The organism is Pseudomonas sp. MAG002Y, assembly GCF_019400845.1.
GTDB lineage: Bacteria > Pseudomonadota > Gammaproteobacteria > Pseudomonadales > Pseudomonadaceae > Chryseomonas > Chryseomonas luteola.
Map to the genome: position 1 here is coordinate 244,520 of NZ_WOEJ01000001.1, position 17,366 is coordinate 261,885.

At 59.4% G+C, this 17,366-nt stretch carries 14 protein-coding genes; 8 read left to right on the forward strand and 6 right to left on the reverse strand.

The features are described 5' to 3' along the window. The first annotated feature begins 2 nt into the window (after nucleotides 1-2). The 6 genes from arnD (at nucleotide 3) to GM154_RS01180 (ending at nucleotide 5,858) form a co-directional block, all read left to right on the forward strand. A complete protein-coding gene (gene arnD, locus GM154_RS01155) occupies nucleotides 3-884 on the forward strand; it encodes a 4-deoxy-4-formamido-L-arabinose-phosphoundecaprenol deformylase (protein ID WP_219650938.1) in 882 nt (293 codons plus the stop codon). Then, the gene (gene arnE, locus GM154_RS01160) at nucleotides 881-1,225 is read left to right on the forward strand and encodes a 4-amino-4-deoxy-L-arabinose-phosphoundecaprenol flippase subunit ArnE (RefSeq protein WP_219650672.1); all 345 of its coding nucleotides are present in this window, start codon (nucleotides 881-883) and stop codon (nucleotides 1,223-1,225) included. The genes arnD and arnE overlap by 4 nt, the downstream gene beginning before the upstream one ends. Then, nucleotides 1,222-1,635, forward strand: a complete 414-nt coding sequence (arnF, locus tag GM154_RS01165) for a 4-amino-4-deoxy-L-arabinose-phosphoundecaprenol flippase subunit ArnF (RefSeq protein ID WP_219650674.1) — start codon at nucleotides 1,222-1,224, stop codon at nucleotides 1,633-1,635. The genes arnE and arnF overlap by 4 nt, the downstream gene beginning before the upstream one ends. Beyond that, nucleotides 1,636-3,024 (forward strand): UDP-glucose/GDP-mannose dehydrogenase family protein, encoded by a 1,389-nt coding sequence (locus tag GM154_RS01170; RefSeq protein ID WP_219650675.1) that lies wholly within the window; start codon nucleotides 1,636-1,638, stop codon nucleotides 3,022-3,024. Continuing rightward, on the forward strand, nucleotides 3,021-4,709 hold the full coding sequence (locus GM154_RS01175) for a glycosyltransferase family 39 protein (protein WP_219650676.1): 1,689 nt from the start codon (nucleotides 3,021-3,023) through the stop codon (nucleotides 4,707-4,709). Before GM154_RS01170 ends, GM154_RS01175 begins: the two co-directional genes overlap by 4 nt. 162 nt (nucleotides 4,710-4,871) lie before the next feature. After that, a complete protein-coding gene (locus GM154_RS01180; RefSeq protein ID WP_219650677.1) occupies nucleotides 4,872-5,858 on the forward strand; it encodes a zinc-binding dehydrogenase in 987 nt (328 codons plus the stop codon). Nucleotides 5,859-5,907: 49 nt separating this feature from the next. On the opposite strand, the gene GM154_RS01185 is transcribed toward GM154_RS01180, so the two are convergent. Genes GM154_RS01185 through ptsP form a run of 3 tightly spaced genes read right to left on the reverse strand, consistent with a single transcriptional unit; the run spans nucleotide 5,908 to nucleotide 11,496 of the window. After that, the gene (locus GM154_RS01185; protein WP_010797217.1) at nucleotides 5,908-7,662 is read right to left on the reverse strand and encodes a PTS fructose-like transporter subunit IIB; all 1,755 of its coding nucleotides are present in this window, start codon (nucleotides 7,660-7,662) and stop codon (nucleotides 5,908-5,910) included. 13 nt (nucleotides 7,663-7,675) lie between these two features. Further along, nucleotides 7,676-8,617 carry a 1-phosphofructokinase gene (gene pfkB, locus GM154_RS01190; RefSeq protein WP_219650679.1) on the reverse strand — a complete coding sequence of 314 codons (942 nt, stop codon included), beginning with the start codon at nucleotides 8,615-8,617 and terminating at the stop codon, nucleotides 7,676-7,678. After that, a complete protein-coding gene (ptsP, locus tag GM154_RS01195; RefSeq protein WP_219650680.1) occupies nucleotides 8,614-11,496 on the reverse strand; it encodes a phosphoenolpyruvate--protein phosphotransferase in 2,883 nt (960 codons plus the stop codon). The genes pfkB and ptsP overlap by 4 nt, the downstream gene beginning before the upstream one ends. Before the next feature lie 336 nt (nucleotides 11,497-11,832). On the opposite strand from ptsP, the gene cra reads away from it, so the two are divergent. Then, nucleotides 11,833-12,828: a catabolite repressor/activator gene (gene cra / locus GM154_RS01200; RefSeq protein WP_219650681.1), complete on the forward strand. Its 996-nt coding sequence runs from the start codon at nucleotides 11,833-11,835 to the stop codon at nucleotides 12,826-12,828. Nucleotides 12,829-12,840: 12 nt separating this feature from the next. Further along, entirely contained in the window at nucleotides 12,841-13,629 is a 789-nt protein-coding gene (locus tag GM154_RS01205) for a TatD family hydrolase (RefSeq protein ID WP_219650682.1), read from the forward strand. A gap of 4 nt (nucleotides 13,630-13,633) precedes the next feature. Here the strand turns inward: GM154_RS01205 and ampE are convergent, their stop codons facing one another. The 3 genes from ampE to GM154_RS01220 form a co-directional block, all read right to left on the reverse strand. Then, nucleotides 13,634-14,467, reverse strand: a complete 834-nt coding sequence (gene ampE / locus GM154_RS01210; protein ID WP_219650683.1) for a regulatory signaling modulator protein AmpE — start codon at nucleotides 14,465-14,467, stop codon at nucleotides 13,634-13,636. Next, nucleotides 14,464-15,024: a 1,6-anhydro-N-acetylmuramyl-L-alanine amidase AmpD gene (gene ampD, locus GM154_RS01215; protein WP_219650684.1), complete on the reverse strand. Its 561-nt coding sequence runs from the start codon at nucleotides 15,022-15,024 to the stop codon at nucleotides 14,464-14,466. Before ampD ends, ampE begins: the two co-directional genes overlap by 4 nt. A 102-nt stretch (nucleotides 15,025-15,126) precedes the next feature. Then, nucleotides 15,127-17,322: a DUF1631 domain-containing protein gene (locus GM154_RS01220; RefSeq protein WP_219650685.1), complete on the reverse strand. Its 2,196-nt coding sequence runs from the start codon at nucleotides 17,320-17,322 to the stop codon at nucleotides 15,127-15,129. Nucleotides 17,323-17,366 lie beyond the last annotated feature (44 nt).

Here is a 17,366-nt window from a genome sequence, read left to right on the forward strand (position 1 = left end):
TGATCGAGGTGGGATTGCGGATCGACGTGGATACCTTTCGCGGCACACGTGAGGGTATTCCACGTCTGCTTGAGCTGTTGGATGAAGCTCAGGTCAAGGCGACGTTCTTCTTTTCGGTCGGGCCGGACAACATGGGGCGCCATCTCTGGCGCCTCATCCGGCCGCAGTTCCTTTGGAAGATGCTGCGCTCCAATGCAGCCAGTCTGTATGGCTGGGACATTCTCCTGGCGGGCACGGCATGGCCAGGCAAGCCCATCGGCCAGCACCTGGGTCATCTGATGCGACAAACTCAGGCGGCAGGCCATGAGGTGGGCCTGCATGCCTGGGACCACCATGGCTGGCAGGCTAACGCTGGGCGCTGGAGCATGGACCAGCTGACCCGGCAGATCCGTTATGGCGTAGACACGCTCAGTGACATCCTGGGTCAACCCGTAACCTGCTCCGCCGCTGCCGGCTGGCGGGCGGATGAGCGGGTTATCGAAGCCAAAGAGGCCTTTGGTTTTCGTTACAACAGCGATTGTCGAGGCCGCTCGTTGTTTCGTCCTGAGCTCGCCAATGGTGTTGCCGGAACGCCGCAGATTCCGGTCACCCTGCCGACGTACGATGAAGCGATTGGCCCAGACCTGTCGGCTGCAGGCTTTAACAGCTACCTGATGCAACACATCATGCCGGCCGACCTGAACATCTATACCGCCCATGCGGAAGTAGAGGGGATTGCCCTGGCCGACCAGTTTCAGCGCCTGCTGGCACTGGCAAAACGGCTGAATGTTCAGTTCAAGCCGCTTGGGGAATGCCTGCCTTCTGACCCCTCCCGCCTTCCCCTGGGTACGGTTACCCGGGGCGCTCTGGCAGGCCGCGAAGGCTGGCTGGGCGTACAGGCATGACCTTCGCCCTGGTGTTGGTGGTCAGCCTGCTGAGCGGTCTTGGGCAGGTCGCCCAGAAAGTCGCCGTGGAACGCTGGCGCGGGCGCTCCGTCAGCCTGTGGCGCAAGCTGACCTCACCCTGGATGATGTTTGGGCTGGCCAGCCTGGGTACTGGCCTGCTGCTCTGGCTGTTGGTTCTGCAGCAGCTCGAAGTCGGCATGGCCTACCCTATGCTCAGCCTGAACTTTGTCTGGATCACTCTGGCGGCACATCGACTTTTCCACGAGCACATCGATGGCCGTCACTGGCTGGGCATCGTCCTCATCATGGTGGGCATTGTGCTGCTGAGTACACAACGATGAATCAGCATCGCGGACTTCTGCTGGCGCTGGCCAGCGTATGCCTGGTGAGTCTCGCCCAGCTCTCGATGCGCGGCAGCATGGCGGCTCTTCCTTCACTGACAGAGGCCATGGCCTCTCCTGAACTGCTCAGACAGCACGTCGGGGCGCTGGCCGGGCTGCTTGCCGGTATCGCCTGCTACGGGCTTTCGATGCTCTGTTGGGTTGCTGCCCTGTCGGTATTGCCGTTGGGACGGGCCTACGCGCTGCTCAGCCTCAGCTACCCCCTCGTTTATATCGCCGCCGTAGTGGTTTTCGGTGAATCCATCACCTGGCTCAAATCGGTCGGTATCGCCCTCGTCATGCTGGGCGTATTCGCTATTCATTCAAGACGCCCGGATGACTCGCGTCCGCTGGCGCAAGAGGAGTCGTAAGTGAAAATCAGTGTGTTCGGTATTGGCTATGTAGGCCTCGTTCAGGCCGCCGTACTGGCTGAAGTCGGTCATGATGTTCTGTGCATGGACATTGACCGACACAAAATCGAGCTGCTTGAGCAGGGCGTGGTCAGTTTGTACGAACCTGGCCTGGAAGGGCTCGTTCGGGAAAACATGGAAGCGGGCCGCCTGCGCTTTACCCATGATGCCGCCCGCGCGGTCCAGCATGGCCGTGTACAGTTCATCGCCGTCGGCACCCCGCCCCTGGAGGACGGCTCGGCCGACCTTGCAGGCGTCTTTGCCGTCGCCCAGACCATTGCCCGTCACCGTACGCAGCCTGTGGTGATCGTGGAAAAATCCACAGTACCCGTAGGCACTGGCGATCGCCTCACGGCACTGATCCAGAGCACACTGGACGAGATGGGCAAGACACTGGACTTCGATGTGGTATCCAACCCCGAGTTTCTCAAGGAAGGCGCTGCTGTAACCGATTGCCGTCGCCCGGACCGTATTGTCATCGGTACCGAACGGGAAGACAGCCGCGACATCATGCGGGAGCTCTATGCCCCCTTTAACCGCAACCATGATCGTATCCTGTTCATGGACCGCCGCAGTTCCGAACTGACCAAATATGCGGCTAACGGCATGCTGGCGACTAAAATCAGCTTTATCAACCAGATCGCCGAGCTGGCCGAGCATTTGGGAGCAGACATCGAGTCGGTTCGCAGAGGCATCGGAGCAGATCCACGCATCGGTTATCACTTCATCTATCCGGGCTGCGGCTACGGCGGTTCGTGCTTCCCCAAGGACCTGAAGGCCCTGATCCACACCGCCGAGCAGGAGAACTGCCAGACCAGCCTTCTTCGTGCTGTCGAAGAAGTTAACGAACAGCAGAAAAACAAGCTGTTCAACCTGATCCACGATCATTTCAAAGGAAACCTGGAAGGCAGAACCTTTGCCATCTGGGGTTTGGCATTCAAGCCCAATACGGACGATATGCGGGACGCACCCAGTCGCATTCTGCTGGAAGCCCTGTGGGCGCATGGCGCACAGGTGCGCGCATTCGACCCTGAGGCCATGCAGGAAGCGCAGAGACTGTACGGGCACGATGAGCGTCTATTGCTGATGGGCACACCTGAGGCTGCGCTGAACGGTGCGGACGCCCTGGTCATCTGCACCGAATGGCAAATGTTCAAGGCGCCCGATTTCGACCTTATCCAGGACAAGCTCAGGGAGCCACTGATTTTTGATGGCCGTAACCTGTACGACCCTGCACGCCTGGAGCGTCGTGGCATTCAGTATTACGCCATCGGCCGCGGCCAATCTGTTCGCCGCGCCAGCCTGACCGCTACCTATTCGAATACGGCCGGCCAACGGGAGGCTTCATGAGTCAGGGAGCCTCCCGCCCACTCTCGCCCAAGACGAAATTTTTCATCTGGTGCGGGCTGCTGCTGGCCTTCTATCTGGTGACAGGCCTGATCGGTCGTGGACTCTGGAAAGCCGACGAACCCTACTCGTTTGGCATGACCTGGAATTTTCTGACCAGCAGCGACTGGATCGTACCCCGGGTAGGCGCAGACCCCTTCATGGAAAAACCGCCCCTGATGTATTGGACAGGAGCGATCACGGCCTACCTTTTCCTTCCCTGGCTATCGCCTCCCGACGGTTCACGCATGGCCGTTCTAGGATGGATGCTGCTTACACTCTGGATGCTGTATCGCCTGACCGAGCGCATCAGTCCCGGCAGAGGACTGGTTGCCTGCTTGCTGCTACTGGGAACGATGGGCATGGTTCAGCATGCCCATCTATTGATTGCCGATATACCGCAATTGACAGGCGCCATGCTCGCACTGGCAGGGCTTGTAGGCTTTTCCCTGGAGCCGACACGCTACCGCCGCGACGGACTGCTCTTTGGAACAGGTTTTGGCATTGCGCTGATGAGCAAAGGCCTGCTGATACCGGGTGTGCTGGGCGTTACCGTCTGTGCTGCCGTACTGCTTCAGCCGCGCCGCTACCTCACGCGCTCCGGCTTTGCCTGGTTGGGCTGGGCGCTCCTCGCCTCATCACCCTGGCTGCTTGTCTGGCCGGTTTTGCTATGGAAGACCGATGAAGCTCTGTTTCTGGAGTGGTTCTGGGTCAATAATTTCGGCCGCTTCTTTGGTCTCTCTCAACGCAACAGCATCAGTGCCGGGGCAGGCAGCAATCTTAAGGAACTACTGGGCCTGTCTTTTCCCGTAGGGTGGGTACTACTAGGCGCCTTCGTAGGGGGACTGTGGCGCAGCCTGCGCCAACAGCGCCTCAAGGCTGACTGGAGCGCGCTGCGTGAGGACTCGGGCCGCTTCATGGTCTGGCTTTACGTTGCAGTTTTTCTGCTCGTTATCATGACCTCGGCGGTCTTTCGCAGCGTTTACGTGCTTCCGCTGTTTCCGGCACTCGCTCTCCTGGTGGCCGGCCTACCACTGCCCGAGCGGTTCAACCGCGCTGGCCGTCTGTTTGCGTTTATCCTATTCAGTATATTGGGCGGATACCTGTGGTTTGGCTGGTGGGCCATCCAGAGTGGCCATACGAACCTGATCGTCTCCAGCCTTCGCCGGCTGGTTCCAGTAGAGGTCAAACTGTCACCCAGCCCTGCCTGGTTTGTTGCAGCGCTGCTACTGACCGGCCTGTGGTTGATCACTATTGTTTGGCGCAAGCGCCTGGAGGCTGCACACGTCTGGTTTGCCGGCATTACGCTGTTCTGGGGACTGGCCAATACACTTTGGCTTCCCTGGGTGGACCTGGGGCGCAGCTATGCACGACCGTTCGAGGCACTCGAGCAATCGCTTCCGGCACAATTCGATTGTCTGAACACAGTCAACATGGGTGAGTCCGAGCGCTCGATGCTGCACTACTACACAGGCATCAAGCCGGTCATGGTCGCCACGCCGGAGCAGGCTCAATGTCAGATCCAGATGCTGCTCGACCAGCAGCATCACCCGATCAAGGTAGACGAGGCGCATTGGCAGTTGATATGGCAGGGCCGGCGTGAAGGGGATCGCCAGGAGCGTCTCCGAGCGTTCATGAAAGCCCCATAAACCGCCGTAGCCAGGACTGGTTAGAGGTAGCCAGTCCCTGCACCACTACTCGTTTCCTGCTTCGCATCCACTGCTCCTACTCATGTTTCTTTCTGCCGGGCTTTTAGGTGTCGTCACGGATCCCCATAAAGGAAGAAACATGCCCTTCAACAGGAGACCTCTATGCTGGATGTACACGCCTGGACCTGGCGCCACGGTAACGAGCCTACGGATCTGATACTGGAAACCCATGCCATTAGCGAGGAGCTAGCGCCTAATGAAATCCTGATCGCCAACAAGGTCATCGGCATCAACCCAGTCGACTGGAAATTCATTGCGCAGGCCGAAAAGGTCTGGAAGCCGGGCCATATTCCAGGCGTGGACGGCATGGGCGTCGTAATCGCGGCCGGTCGCGACGTGCACCTGCGTATCGGAACGCGGGTCGCCTATCACCAGAACCTCTACCACGCCGGCAGCTATGCCACGCATATCAAGATCGCCGCCCACATGGTGATGCCGGTGCCGGACGGCCTTAGTGACACTGCTGCCGCCGCCTTCCCCTGCCCTACCCTGACCGCCTGGCAGTCGGTCATGAAGGTACCGGATGCAACCAACAAGGATGTACTCGTGACCGGCGCCGGGGGCTCGGTCGGATCGTTGGTGGCACAACTGGCGTTGCAAAAAGGCTGGCGCGTCTGGGTAACCGCAGGGGAGCAGCACCGCGAAAAGCTGCTGTCACGTGGCGTGACCGAGGTCGTGGATTACCACCAGGAAAACTGGCGGGATCTGTTACTCGAAAAGCTACAAGGCCGTAAATTCTACGCCGCCTTTGACACAATCTCCGGCCAGCACGCCGCCTCGCTGGCCGGTCTTCTGGCCCTTAATGGCCATCTGGTCTGCATCCAGGACCGGATCGAGCAGCCGCCCTTGCCTGCCTTCACAACGGCGATCTCTTATCATGAGGAGGCCCTCGCCTCGATCCACCAGCATGGCACCGTCCTGGACTGGATGGAGCTGACCACCGCCGGAGCCGAGCTGATGGGTCAGATCAAGAACAATCGATTGGCCATGCCTACTCTTGAGGTTGTTCCCTTCAAACAGCTGCCCAACGCGTTAAAGGATCTGAAAGCTGCCGTGCGGACACGCAAATATGTCGTCCAGGTGGACTGATCCGGCAGTTGCCAACGTATTAAAAAGGGCTCCTGAGAGCCCTTTTTTGTCATGCCGCAGGTACCAGCTCTTCCTGTACCTCCCCCCGCTTGATCACAGCGTACACCACACCGGTCAAGATACTGCCCGCCGCAATGGCCGCCAGGTATAGCCAGGCGTGATTGATGGCGTTGGGAATCAAGAGTACGAAAAGACCGCCATGAGGCGCCATCAGCTTGCAGTTGAACAGCATGACGAGCGCACCGGTCAATGCGCCGCCCGCGATGCTCGCGGGGATCACACGCAGCGGATCTTTCGCTGCAAAGGGAATTGCCCCTTCGGAAATGAAGCACAACCCCAGGACAAAGGCGGCCTTGCCCGCTTCACGCTCGCTCTGGGCAAACTTGCGGCGCGCCAGAACAGTGGCAAGTCCCATACCGATCGCAGGCACCATACCGGCCGCCATCGTAGCCGCCATCGGACCATAGGTCTTGGATGCCAATAACCCTACGGTAAAGGCATACGCCGCCTTGTTGATCGGCCCACCCAGATCCACACACATCATGGCACCTAGAATGACACCCAGCAGAACGGCATTAGACGTCCCCATGTTTTCCAGAAAGCCTGTTAACGCGGTCAATGCCTGGGCAACCGGCGTTCCCACAACATAGATCATCACAAGGCCGGTAATCAGGCTCGCCAATAGCGGAATGATCAGAATAGGCTTGAGGGCCTCCACGCTGGCCGGCAGCTTCACCCAGCGAGCGATCGCCTTCGCCACATAACCGGCCAGAAAGCCCGCCACGATACCGCCGATAAAGCCCGCGCCCAGATTACTGGCCAGCAATCCGCCGATCATTCCCGGCGCAAGGCCCGGCCGGTCGGCAATGGAGTATGCAATGTAACCGGCCAGCACCGGCACCATGAGCTTGAACGCAGCTTCGCCACCGATCTGCATCAATGCAGCCGCCAGCGTGCCCTGCTCCTTGAACGCCTCGATCCCAAAGACAAACGACAGGGCAATCAACAGGCCTCCGGCGACTACCATAGGCAGCATGTAGGACACGCCCGTCAGCAGGTGCTTGTAGACTCCGGTCTTTTCCTTTTTCGCACCGGCCTTGGCTTGTCCGGAAGACGAAGCAGCCGCCGCGCCTCCCAGGATCTCACCCTCAGCTAATGCACGCTTGAGCGTAGCTTCAGGCTGCTTGAGGGCAACACCAGTGCCGCAGCGAAACACCTTCTTGCCCGCGAAGCGATCCGTATTGACCTCAATGTCAGTTGCCAGCAGAACCGCATCGGCCTCCGCGATCGCCTCGGCACTGAGAGGGTTGCGTGCGCCCACTGACCCCTGGGTTTCCAGATCCAGCTTATAGCCCAGCTTCTTGGCGGTCTGAATCAATGCCTCAGCTGCCATAAACGTATGTGCAACGCCGGTTGGGCAGGCCGTGATCGCCACCAGACGGGGCTGCTTGGTAGGTGCAGCGGCTGCGCTGACAGCTTCAGGCTCGGCGCTGGCTTCGTACACCTTGGCCTCACGCTCGGCACGCTGCAAAAAGGCATCGACGTCCCGCAGGGCTTCCGCCGGTGTTGCACGGTAAACGCGCTTGCCCGCGAAGCGGCGAAGGTCTACCGCACCGGTATGCACAACGACAATCAATTCAGACCGAGCGATCTGATCATCCGTCAGCAGCGTAGCTTCGGGGCCGTCGTGGATTTCAACACTGGTCTGCCAGCCACGGCGCTGTGCGGCAGCATCCAGCAATCGTGCACTGAGCACACTGGTAACCATGCCCGTCGGGCAGGTCGTAACGATTGCGATATTCATGAGTTATCCCTGCTTATTGTTCTGTCATGACGTGAACACTGACGCCGTTCGTCAACTCTGCCAAACGGGCAGGATCATCAATGCCAAAGCCGATTTGAGTGACGGCCATGGCAGCAATGGCTGTGGCGTTGCGTAGCGCGTCCTGCGGCTCAAGTCCGGTGAGCAAACCGTGCGCCATACCGGCCAGAAGCGAGTCGCCGGCCCCTACGGTGCTGGCCACCTGCACCCTGGGCGGAACGGCCTGCAGTACGCGACCTGGCGCAAACCACCGAACACCCTCGCTGCCCTGAGAGATCACTATGTGCTCAACACCCTGAGCGGCCAGCTGAGCGGCCAGCGTAGCCTGCTGCTCGGCAGTATCGGCAGGTGCCGAACAGGCGTCGGACAGCTCCTCGGTATTGGGCTTGACCAGCCACGGCCCAGCCTTGAGCCCGGCACGCAGCGCGGCGCCACTGGTATCCAGTGCCACCCGCAAGCCTAGGGCTTTCAACCGTTGAACCAGCTCGGCAAGCCAGTCGGCACCGATGCCGCGTGGCAGACTGCCGGCCACAACGGCCAGATCGTGTCCCGGTGCTACGTCGTCCAGGGTGCGCAGCAACTGAGCCTGGGCAGTCTCGGTAACGTGCGGTCCCGGTCCATTGATGTCCGTAATGCGGCCTGAGGTTTCGGCCAGCTTGATGTTACTGCGGGTCTCGCCCTCTACCCGCACAAAGGCATCCTTGAAACCACGCTCGGCAAACAAGGCTTCGAACGGCTTGGCGTTATCAGCGCCCAGAAAGCCGGTTACGGTCAGCGAATGCCCCAGGTCTGCCAGGACCTGGGCCACATTCAGTCCCTTGCCTGCCGCGTGCATGACAACCGCTTCACTACGGTTTACTTCTCCCGGATGCAGTTCGGGCAGTCGTACAGTCAGATCCAGCGCGGGATTCAAGGTAACGGTCAAAACACGGCTCATTGCATGGCCTCCACACTGGCGCGCACTTCATCTGCTGTCGCCAGCGCCAGCGCTCGCTGGGCACAGGCTTGTGCAGCCACGAAATCCAGTTCACGCACCCGCGCCTTGACCAGCGGAATGCTGCGCGCTGAAACGCTGAGTTCATCCACACCCAGCCCAATCAAAAGCGGAACTGCCAGCGGATCGGCGGCCAACTCTCCGCATACGCCTACCCACTTGCCATGTGCATGGGCGGCCTGGACCGTCATATCGATCAGGCGCAGCACGCTGGGATGCAAACCATCAGCCTCGCCGGACAGCAAGGGATGACCACGGTCGATCGCCAAGGCGTATTGAGTCAGGTCATTCGTCCCTACGCTGAAGAAGTCCACCTCCTGCGCCAGTACAGGTGCCAGCAACGCGGCAGAAGGCACCTCGATCATGATGCCTACCTGCAGGTTGACCGCAGGAATCTCCTGCCGCAGACGATCGAGGATGTCTCGCGCCTGACGCCATTCCTCAACCCGTCCCACCATCGGAAACATGATTCTGAGCGGACGCCCCTCGGCCGCACGAAGCAAGGCGCGCAGCTGGGTTTCCAGCACCTCCGGGCAACGTAGGGTCAGACGTATACCGCGAATACCTAGGAATGGGTTCTCTTCGGCTGGAATCGGCATATAAGGCAACGGCTTGTCGCCTCCCACATCCAGGGTACGCACCACCAGCGGCCGTCCATCCAGCGCATCCAGTACGCGTCGGTAATCCTTCTCCTGCGCCTGCTCGTCAGGTGCCGAATCATGGCTCATGAATACCAGCTCGGTACGCAGCAGACCAACTGCCTCTGCGCCCTGTTCGACTACCGCCGGGGCATCCGCCGTGTTGCCCAGGTTCGCAGCCACCTCAATGCGGTGCCCGTCGCGGGTGACCGCAGGCTCAAACCGCTTGGCTTCGGCCTCCTGTCGACGATGCTCCCGCACCTCGCGCTCTACACGAACCTGCTCGATGCGTGCGGCATCCGGCCCGACCTCGACAAAGCCATGATCGCCATCCAGCAGAAGAATGGTCTGAGGTGCAAGGTTCAGTACGCGCGGGCCAGCGCCTACAATCGCAGGAATACCCAAGGCGCGGGAAACAATGGCGCTGTGAGAGCTGGCACCCCCACGTGCCGTCAGGATACCGGCGACCCTGTCACGGTCCAGACGCGCCACATCACCAGGCCCGACCTCATCCATGACCAGCACATAGGGCTCGCTTGGTTCACTGGCGGAGCCAATCCCACACAGATGCCCCAGAACACGGCGGCCTACATCACGCAGATCAGCCGCACGTTCGGCCAGGAGCGCATCCTTCAATGACTCCTGCTGAGCGGCCGCCTCCTCGATCTGTGCATTCCAGGCCGCTGCGGCGCTGGCATTGCGCTTGAGGCGCGTCTGTACGCCCTCACGCAGATCCGGATCATCAAGCATCTCCAGATGGGTCAGGAAGATGTCGCGAATAGCGCCCGCCTCGCTACGGCTGATCAGGGCATCGATTTCCGTTCTGACTGCCGCCAGTGCCGCTTCGAGGCGCTCGGTTTCAGCGGCAGCCCCCTCACCCTCGGCAGGAAAGTCGAAATGCTGCTGAGCCACGACATAGGCTGGCCCAACGGCTAGCCCCGGTGCCGCAGCAATGGCCTTGAAGGTGTCGCCTGAGGCTAGCGGCGCCGTGTCCTCTGCCCGCGCCAGAATATTGGTTTCAACCGGCACGGCCGCGTGCGTCGGTTGAGTATTGGCGCTAATGGGCTCAACCTCTTCACCCAGCCCGGCCTCGACCGCCGCGACAAGATCCCCCAGCAGCGCTTCGGCATCGGTTCCCGGCTCGGCCAGAAACTCCAGCACCTGACCACGGCGCGCACCCAATGCCAGCAGGCGAGACAAGCTCTTGGCCGAAACGGCCGTTCCGCCATCCACCCTGACCCGAACCTCACCGGTTGAAGCCTTCGCCACACGCGCCAGCTCCTTGGCCGGACGCGCATGCAAGCCATGGGCATTAGCCAGCACCACACTCGCACTGGGCCAGTCCGGTGCTACCTCACCGCCCAGCGCTTCGAGCACCGCCCGGCTGGAGGTTGCCTGGCTAAGCTCCTGGGCACGGCCAGCGATCAGCAAGTCACACAGGCGCTCCAGCAAATCACGGTGAGCCTCACCAAGGCTGGCCAGACAGAACAAGCCCTTGACTGGCTGCCCCTCCAACGTCACCGGCGCTGCGGGTGTCACAAACGCAAGACCAGGACGGCTTACGGCATGGTCGCTGTGCAGCCACCAAAGCCCTTCTCCTAGTGGCAGAGGGACGCCTGTCTGTAGCGCGCCGGCAAAGCCGGGCTCAACGCATTGTGTCTTCTTCAGAAGACGTGCCCCTTCCCACGCTAAGTCTTCAAGATCATCAGCCTCCACGTGCAGACGCACCAGCTGGTCATCCAGCTCAAGCTCTTGCGGGGCGCCATGCAGCAATTGAACAATCGCCTCGGCGCTTTCGGCACGGCGAATCGCCTCGTCCAGCGACTTTTCACCCAGTGCACGCGTCAATAACTGAAGAATTCGAAGGTGTTCATCAGATTTGGCGGCAATTGCAATGGCCAGATAAGCGGTCTGCCCTTCCCCCCAACTTACACCATCGGGGAATTGCATGATTCGTACACCCGTTGTAAACACATGATCACGGGTCTGAGGAGTACCATGGGGAATGGCAATACCCTGTCCAAGGTAGGTAGAACCCTGGGCTTCGCGAGCACGCAATCCATCGATATAGCCGGGAGCCACAAGCCCATCCGCAACAAGGGCCTCACCCAGTAGGGCAAGCGCGCTATCCTTGTCAGCGGCCTGTTGTCCCATGCGAATATGCTGCGCATCGAGTTCGAACATTCAAATCCTCCATGGCACTACGAGCGACCGAAGAGCACCGTGCCTTTCTTGTAATGATTGTTTTAGCCTAATCGCATGTTGAATCATCGACATCGGGCGATACAGACATAACAGCGATAAGACACTATTGTGCTGAAACGTTTCACCAAAACAGAGTGGCACGTTACTCGATAATCGTTGATCCTTGAAGCACTACACACAATAAAGGCCAGCCCATTGCGTTAGATACCGGACCGTCTGTTTTCGAAAATGGATTATCGTCAATGAAAGGCAAGGTATTGCGGTCATATAAGCAAGAAAGGCGTTCCAGACCGCACGGCCACAAGAGGAATCGTTTTGAAGCTCAGTGATATAGCTCGACTGGCAGGCGTCTCCGTGACCACGGCCAGCTACGTCATTAACGGAAAAGCCGACCAGCGGCGCATCAGTCCAGCCACCGTCACGCGCGTACAGCAAGTGGTCGAACAATACGGCTACCAGCCGGACCAGCGCGCCGCTGGCTTGCGTCGCGGCCAGACCCTGACGCTTGGGTTCATCCTGCCTGACCTGGAAAACCCCAGCTATGCACGGCTGGCCAAGCAGCTGGAAATCAGAGCCCGGCTGCGGGGCTATCAACTGCTCATTGCCTGTACTGACGATGAGCCCGATACCGAACGGCAATTGCTCTCGCTGTTTCGCGCACGCCGCTGCGATGGCCTTATCACCGCCAGCTGTCTGGCCGATGACGATACGCCCTATCGCCGCCTGCAGGCAGAGGGATTGCCTGTGGTAGCCGTGGACCGTCAGCTCGATCCCAGTCAGTTCAGCTCTGTCGTCAGTGACGACCGGACCGCCAGCTCCCTTCTGACGGAGACCCTGCTGGATACGCCGCCTCGAGAAATCGCCCTGATCGCGGCCCGTCCGGACCTCGTCATCAGCCGTGAGCGCGCCGCGGGTTTCGAATCGGCCTTACAGGACTTCAACGGCAAGAAGCTGATTCGTTATGGCGAGCAGTTCAGCCGTACCTGCGGACGCGACCTGATGCTGGACCTGATGAGCGAGCTGGGCCATATGCCTGATGCGATCATCACGACGGCATACGTGCTACTGGAAGGCGTTTTCGATGTTTTCCAACAGCAGACTGAAGGCTGGCCTTCCCATCTGCGTCTCGCCACCTTTGGCGACGCCCAGCTGCTCGACTTCGTTCCCATCAAGGTCAACGGACTCTATCAGCAGCACGAACTCATTGCAGAGCAGGCCCTGAACCTCATGCTGGATGCCATCGAATCCCACCATTACGAGCCCGGTGTTCATGCCATCCCCCGGCAGCTCAAGACTCGTCATAAGGACTAGCCGGCCCCTACCATGTTGATCGACACCCATAACCACCTGGACTTTCCCGGCTTCGACGATGATCGGGAGGCACTCCTGCACCAGTGCGCATCGCTAGGCATACGGCGTCAGGTGCTGATTGGTGTCGAAGAATCCCTATGGTCGAAGTTATGGTCTACCGCGCTGGCCCATGAGCCGCTCTACGCGGCCCTGGCCCTGCATCCCTGCTATCTGGACGTGCACAAGGAGAGCGACATCGACACGCTCAGGGCATGGCTGGATCAATGGGCTGGTCATCCCAAGCTTTGCGCACTGGGTGAATTCGGACTGGACTACTATATCGAGCAGCCCGACAAGGCACGCCAGCAGACGCTTTTCGAATCACACCTCAAACTGGCTATCGAATACGAACTACCGAGCCTGCTGCACGTCAGAAAAGCCCATGCCGATGTCATCGCCACGCTAAAACGCTACAAGCCGCCCAGAGCGGGCGTCGTCCACGCTTTTGCGGGCAGCTACGAAGAAGCGCGGGAGTATCTGAAATTGGGATTCAAGCTGGGCTTAGGCGGCGCGCCGACATGGCCGCAAGCCAATCGACTGAGAAAGGTCGTGCCGCGGCTGCCGCTGGACGGCATCGTTTTGGAAACCGACGCTCCTGACATGGCCCCTGCCATGTACCCAGGCATCCGCAACAGCCCTACCCACTTGCCTGACATCTGCGCGGCACTGGCCGAGCTGTTCGGCGTGACCTCCGAAGCGCTTGCCCAGGCCAGTACAACCAATGCGTGTGCCGTCTTCGGGTGGGACCCTGACACACTGTAGAAGACTAGCGTCCCACCACCGTCCAGAGCGCCAACAAGACGTACCAGAGCACAGCAGCTCTGACGAGCAACTGCCACAACGTATCAAGACTGTGAACACCCGCCTCGACATCCAGAGCCACAGGCAAATCAGCCGCAGCGCGACCGGCATCAGCCAGCAGCTTGGGAGTGAGAATATCCCAGTTCAACCACTCGGATAACGTTGCGCGGCTGGCGCAAAGAAAATCACCGACTAGCGCAAAGCTGGCAGTGAGCAAGCGTGCCGGCAGCCAATCAAAGGCATGGCACAGCTGTTCTGCATGGGCGCGCAAGGCAGGGCTACGCGCATGGGCAGCCGTCAGCGCAACCAGCCGGTAAGCCAACGCCATGAGCGGTCCCAGCACAACGTACCAGAAAATCACGGCAAAGAAGCCCTCGTGGCCTCGCCATAGCAGCTGCTCTTGCACACGCGCCAAGAGCCCATCCGGCGTTTCCGCTTGAAGACCCAGGTCCTGCTCTGCACGCAAGGCTGCAGCCTCTAGATCACCCCGCCGCCAGGAATCCCTGAAACCTGCCAATGCCTGCCTGGGGTCATGTCGGCCCAGGCTATACAACAGCACAAGCACATGTACGGGCAACAGCAGCCAGCCATAGGCAACCGGCTTTAATACTGCCAGCACCAGAGCCAATATCAGCAGGGGCACACCTACCACAACGATCAGCGCGATTGAGCTATGACGCCCCACATGCAGCTCCACCTCAGCCAATAGCGCGCGCCACCAGCCATCACGCTGCAGCCGCAACCGCCAGTGGGTTGTCCACACAACGCCCAATACAAGCAATAAGCTCAGAAAGGTCATTTACCCTCCCCTGTCAAAGATGCCCGATACCGGTCCCAATCGAAGGCAGGCCCAGGATCGGTCTTGCGGCCTGGTGCAATATCACTATGCCCGCAAATACGGTCAGGTGTTATGGCTGGGTAATGCCGAAGCACATCGCGCGTCAGTTGCTCAAGCACATGGTATTGCGCCTGCGTATAAGGCTCGGTATCGGTACCTTCCAGCTCAATTCCTATCGAAAAATCATTACAACCTTCCCTGCCCGCAAAACAGGATACGCCAGCGTGCCAGGCACGATCATCACAGGACACAAACTGCGTCACAGCGCCTGTACGCTCAATCAGAAAATGGGCTGACACCCTTAACGAGGCTATTTCCTGAAAAAAGGGATGTTCACTGCAGTCCAGCGTGTTTTGAAAGAAAGGCTGGACCTTTCCCGTCCCAAACTGGCCGGGCGGCAAACTGATGTTGTGGATAACCAGCAGCGAGACCTGCTCTCCCACGGGACGCTCATTGTAGTTGGGTGACGGGCAACGCTGGGCGTGAGCCCACCATCCCGCCTGAAAATCTGGGGACATAAGAACTCCTGTGAGCGCTTAATGTAAAACAGAGCGGCAGAAGGGCCAAGAACACCGATCCGAGTGGCCCCATGATCGGTGTTTTGAATAAGCGGAAGGGGATCAGGTGCGTTTGAGCGTGCGAAGATTTCCGATGACGGACTCCAGCGCCCGATCAAACAACAGGGCATCGTCCAGAATACGCAGCTTTCCATGACTCAAGTCGACAGCCATGCTTTCACGTGACTTTTCCATCACCTTCATGCCTGCGCGATTTACAAAAATATAACGTCCAGCAGACTTAATAACCGCCGCCAGCTTGCAGCGGACCTTGTGATCATCGGCCTCGGTCAGCTCAATCCAGCTACCCACATGGATAGCATCGATCGTTCTGAGCGATTCCTCATCCGGCTTGAACTCCGTCTCGGCAGGCTTGGCCTGAACCGGCTGAAGCACAATCTCATTAGCCACCTCAACCATCGCTGCCAGTGGCTCATGAGCTACTGCCGCCGCACCGTGCTCGACGCGCTTAACCTGCTGGAATGTCTGTACATGCAAGGCTTCAAGCTGGGTGAAAAACTCACTAGTAGAGAAGGGATCGAAGGCCGCGCTGGCAAGCCCTTCACGCAGGGCCTTGAGCAGCCCCGGCACCATACCCAGCAACTTCTGCCGCGAGCCGGCATCTTCATGCGGCTCAACACTCCAGATCAGATCATCCATCGTCTGCAGCGCGGCGAGCCATTCGGCAGAGCCATAGCCCTGCTTGAGACACGTCAACAGGAGCACCTGACTCCACGCTTCGCGAATGACCCGAACCACTACTTCCGGCAGCGTACGCCCAACCAACCGCTCATTCAGCGCGGCTTCTACCTGCTGGCGAGCCTGCTCAGCCCGCGCACGCCCCTCTTCCGCATCCCGTGTGCGCTGCTCAAGCAACTCACTCCGGCGACGCTCATCACTCATATAGGCCAGGAAGTCATTCAACAGCTCGCTGAAGATATCCGGGTCATCCACAAAGTCACTGAGCAGCCGCTGAACGATCTGCTCGATCTTCAGATAAAGCCCATCGCGCTGCAGCTCATTCTGCTCTTCCCAACCGAGCGAAGCCGCCGCAATCTCATTCAAGAGCTTACGGGCCGGATGATTGGGTCGGCTGAAAAAGGCCTTATCCAGCACCGCCACCTTGAGCATGGGAATCTGCAGACGGGCAATCAGCGCCTTCAGGGAATCAGGTAGCGTCAGGTCATCAAGGATGAACTCAAACAGCATGGACACCAGATTGATAACATCATCATCAACCTGCCCCACTACCCGCTTTCGACCGCTACGCGCACTGATACGCCCCAGCGCGTCATCCAGCATCCCGCGCAGGTCGTAACTGTTCTCGACATGCGAAGGCACATGCTGCTGCAAGTGGGACAACAGCCGCATCAGGTCGTAACTGGTAATAGGATGAAGCTCAGCCGTGCCTGCTGGCTCACCGCCAGACATACCCATTGAGCCGCCGCCACTGCGACGTACCTGCGCAAGCAGCCCCTGCAGCGCGCTGAATACTTCCTGATCCTGTTCGCTGTCCGGTGTGGTGGATGCCGTGCGGCCGGTATAACCCGATGCACTGCGCCCCGTATTACGCGGCGGCGCCAGCTTGAGATGAGGGAGAATCCCCGCATCGATCAGCTGCTGATTCGCCTCGGCATACACGCGGTCCAAACCGTTCAGCACAAAGCGCTCGAACAGCTTGAGAATGATCAGCTTGACCTTGATCTCAACACCCAAGCCACGGCACGCATCCAGAAACGCTTCGCACAGGGGGCGAGGCGCCAACGGGTTGGAGTTTTCGTCCAGCGTTCGGCTTAACTGGGTGTTGAAACGAATACTTAGATGGCCCAGGGCCAGCGCATTACGGGTGACAGCTTTGGTCACCATTGTATCGAGTGCGACAGACTCTTCGAGCTGATCATTCTGGACTAGGCTCAGATCCTCGAACGAAATAGCGTCGAGCTGTGCAGTATTTTTTGCCGTATCTGCCTGATTCAGTCCAGCGAAACGCTCAAAGTAGCGCTGCAGGAAATTACGCTCGATCGTCTTGCGCTTCAGGCGCAAGTCACGCATCGCTTCGAAGAACAGATTCTGCTCATTGTTACTGGTGGCGCGGTCAGCCATCTCGAACAGCGCATCGTCCGCGTTATCGAACAATTGCTGGAGCGCTGCATTGAGCCGCTGGGCAGCTTTGTCGCGTACCGGAACGAGGGCAGCAGGAATCCGCAACGCCGCATCACTGAGCGTTTTGAAATGAACCACATTAGCGTCGTTCTGCATTGCCCGCCTCCTGCAGCGTACCGTTATGACCAGCCTGCCTGCAT

What these genes read in the sequence shown, in the direction of transcription:
- arnE (WP_219650672.1), top strand. Translation starts at nt 881, where the DNA reads ATGACCTTCGCCCTGGTGTTGGTGGTCAGCCTGCTGAGCGGTCTTGGG.
- arnF (WP_219650674.1), top strand. Translation starts at nt 1,222, where the DNA reads ATGAATCAGCATCGCGGACTTCTGCTGGCGCTGGCCAGCGTATGCCTG.
- GM154_RS01175 (WP_219650676.1), top strand. Translation starts at nt 3,021, where the DNA reads ATGAGTCAGGGAGCCTCCCGCCCACTCTCGCCCAAGACGAAATTTTTC.
- GM154_RS01180 (WP_219650677.1), top strand. Translation starts at nt 4,872, where the DNA reads ATGCTGGATGTACACGCCTGGACCTGGCGCCACGGTAACGAGCCTACG.
- GM154_RS01185 (WP_010797217.1), bottom strand. Translation starts at nt 7,662, where the DNA reads ATGAATATCGCAATCGTTACGACCTGCCCGACGGGCATGGTTACCAGT.
- pfkB (WP_219650679.1), bottom strand. Translation starts at nt 8,617, where the DNA reads ATGAGCCGTGTTTTGACCGTTACCTTGAATCCCGCGCTGGATCTGACT.
- ptsP (WP_219650680.1), bottom strand. Translation starts at nt 11,496, where the DNA reads ATGTTCGAACTCGATGCGCAGCATATTCGCATGGGACAACAGGCCGCT.
- GM154_RS01205 (WP_219650682.1), top strand. Translation starts at nt 12,841, where the DNA reads ATGTTGATCGACACCCATAACCACCTGGACTTTCCCGGCTTCGACGAT.
- ampE (WP_219650683.1), bottom strand. Translation starts at nt 14,467, where the DNA reads ATGACCTTTCTGAGCTTATTGCTTGTATTGGGCGTTGTGTGGACAACC.
- ampD (WP_219650684.1), bottom strand. Translation starts at nt 15,024, where the DNA reads ATGTCCCCAGATTTTCAGGCGGGATGGTGGGCTCACGCCCAGCGTTGC.
- GM154_RS01220 (WP_219650685.1), bottom strand. Translation starts at nt 17,322, where the DNA reads ATGCAGAACGACGCTAATGTGGTTCATTTCAAAACGCTCAGTGATGCG.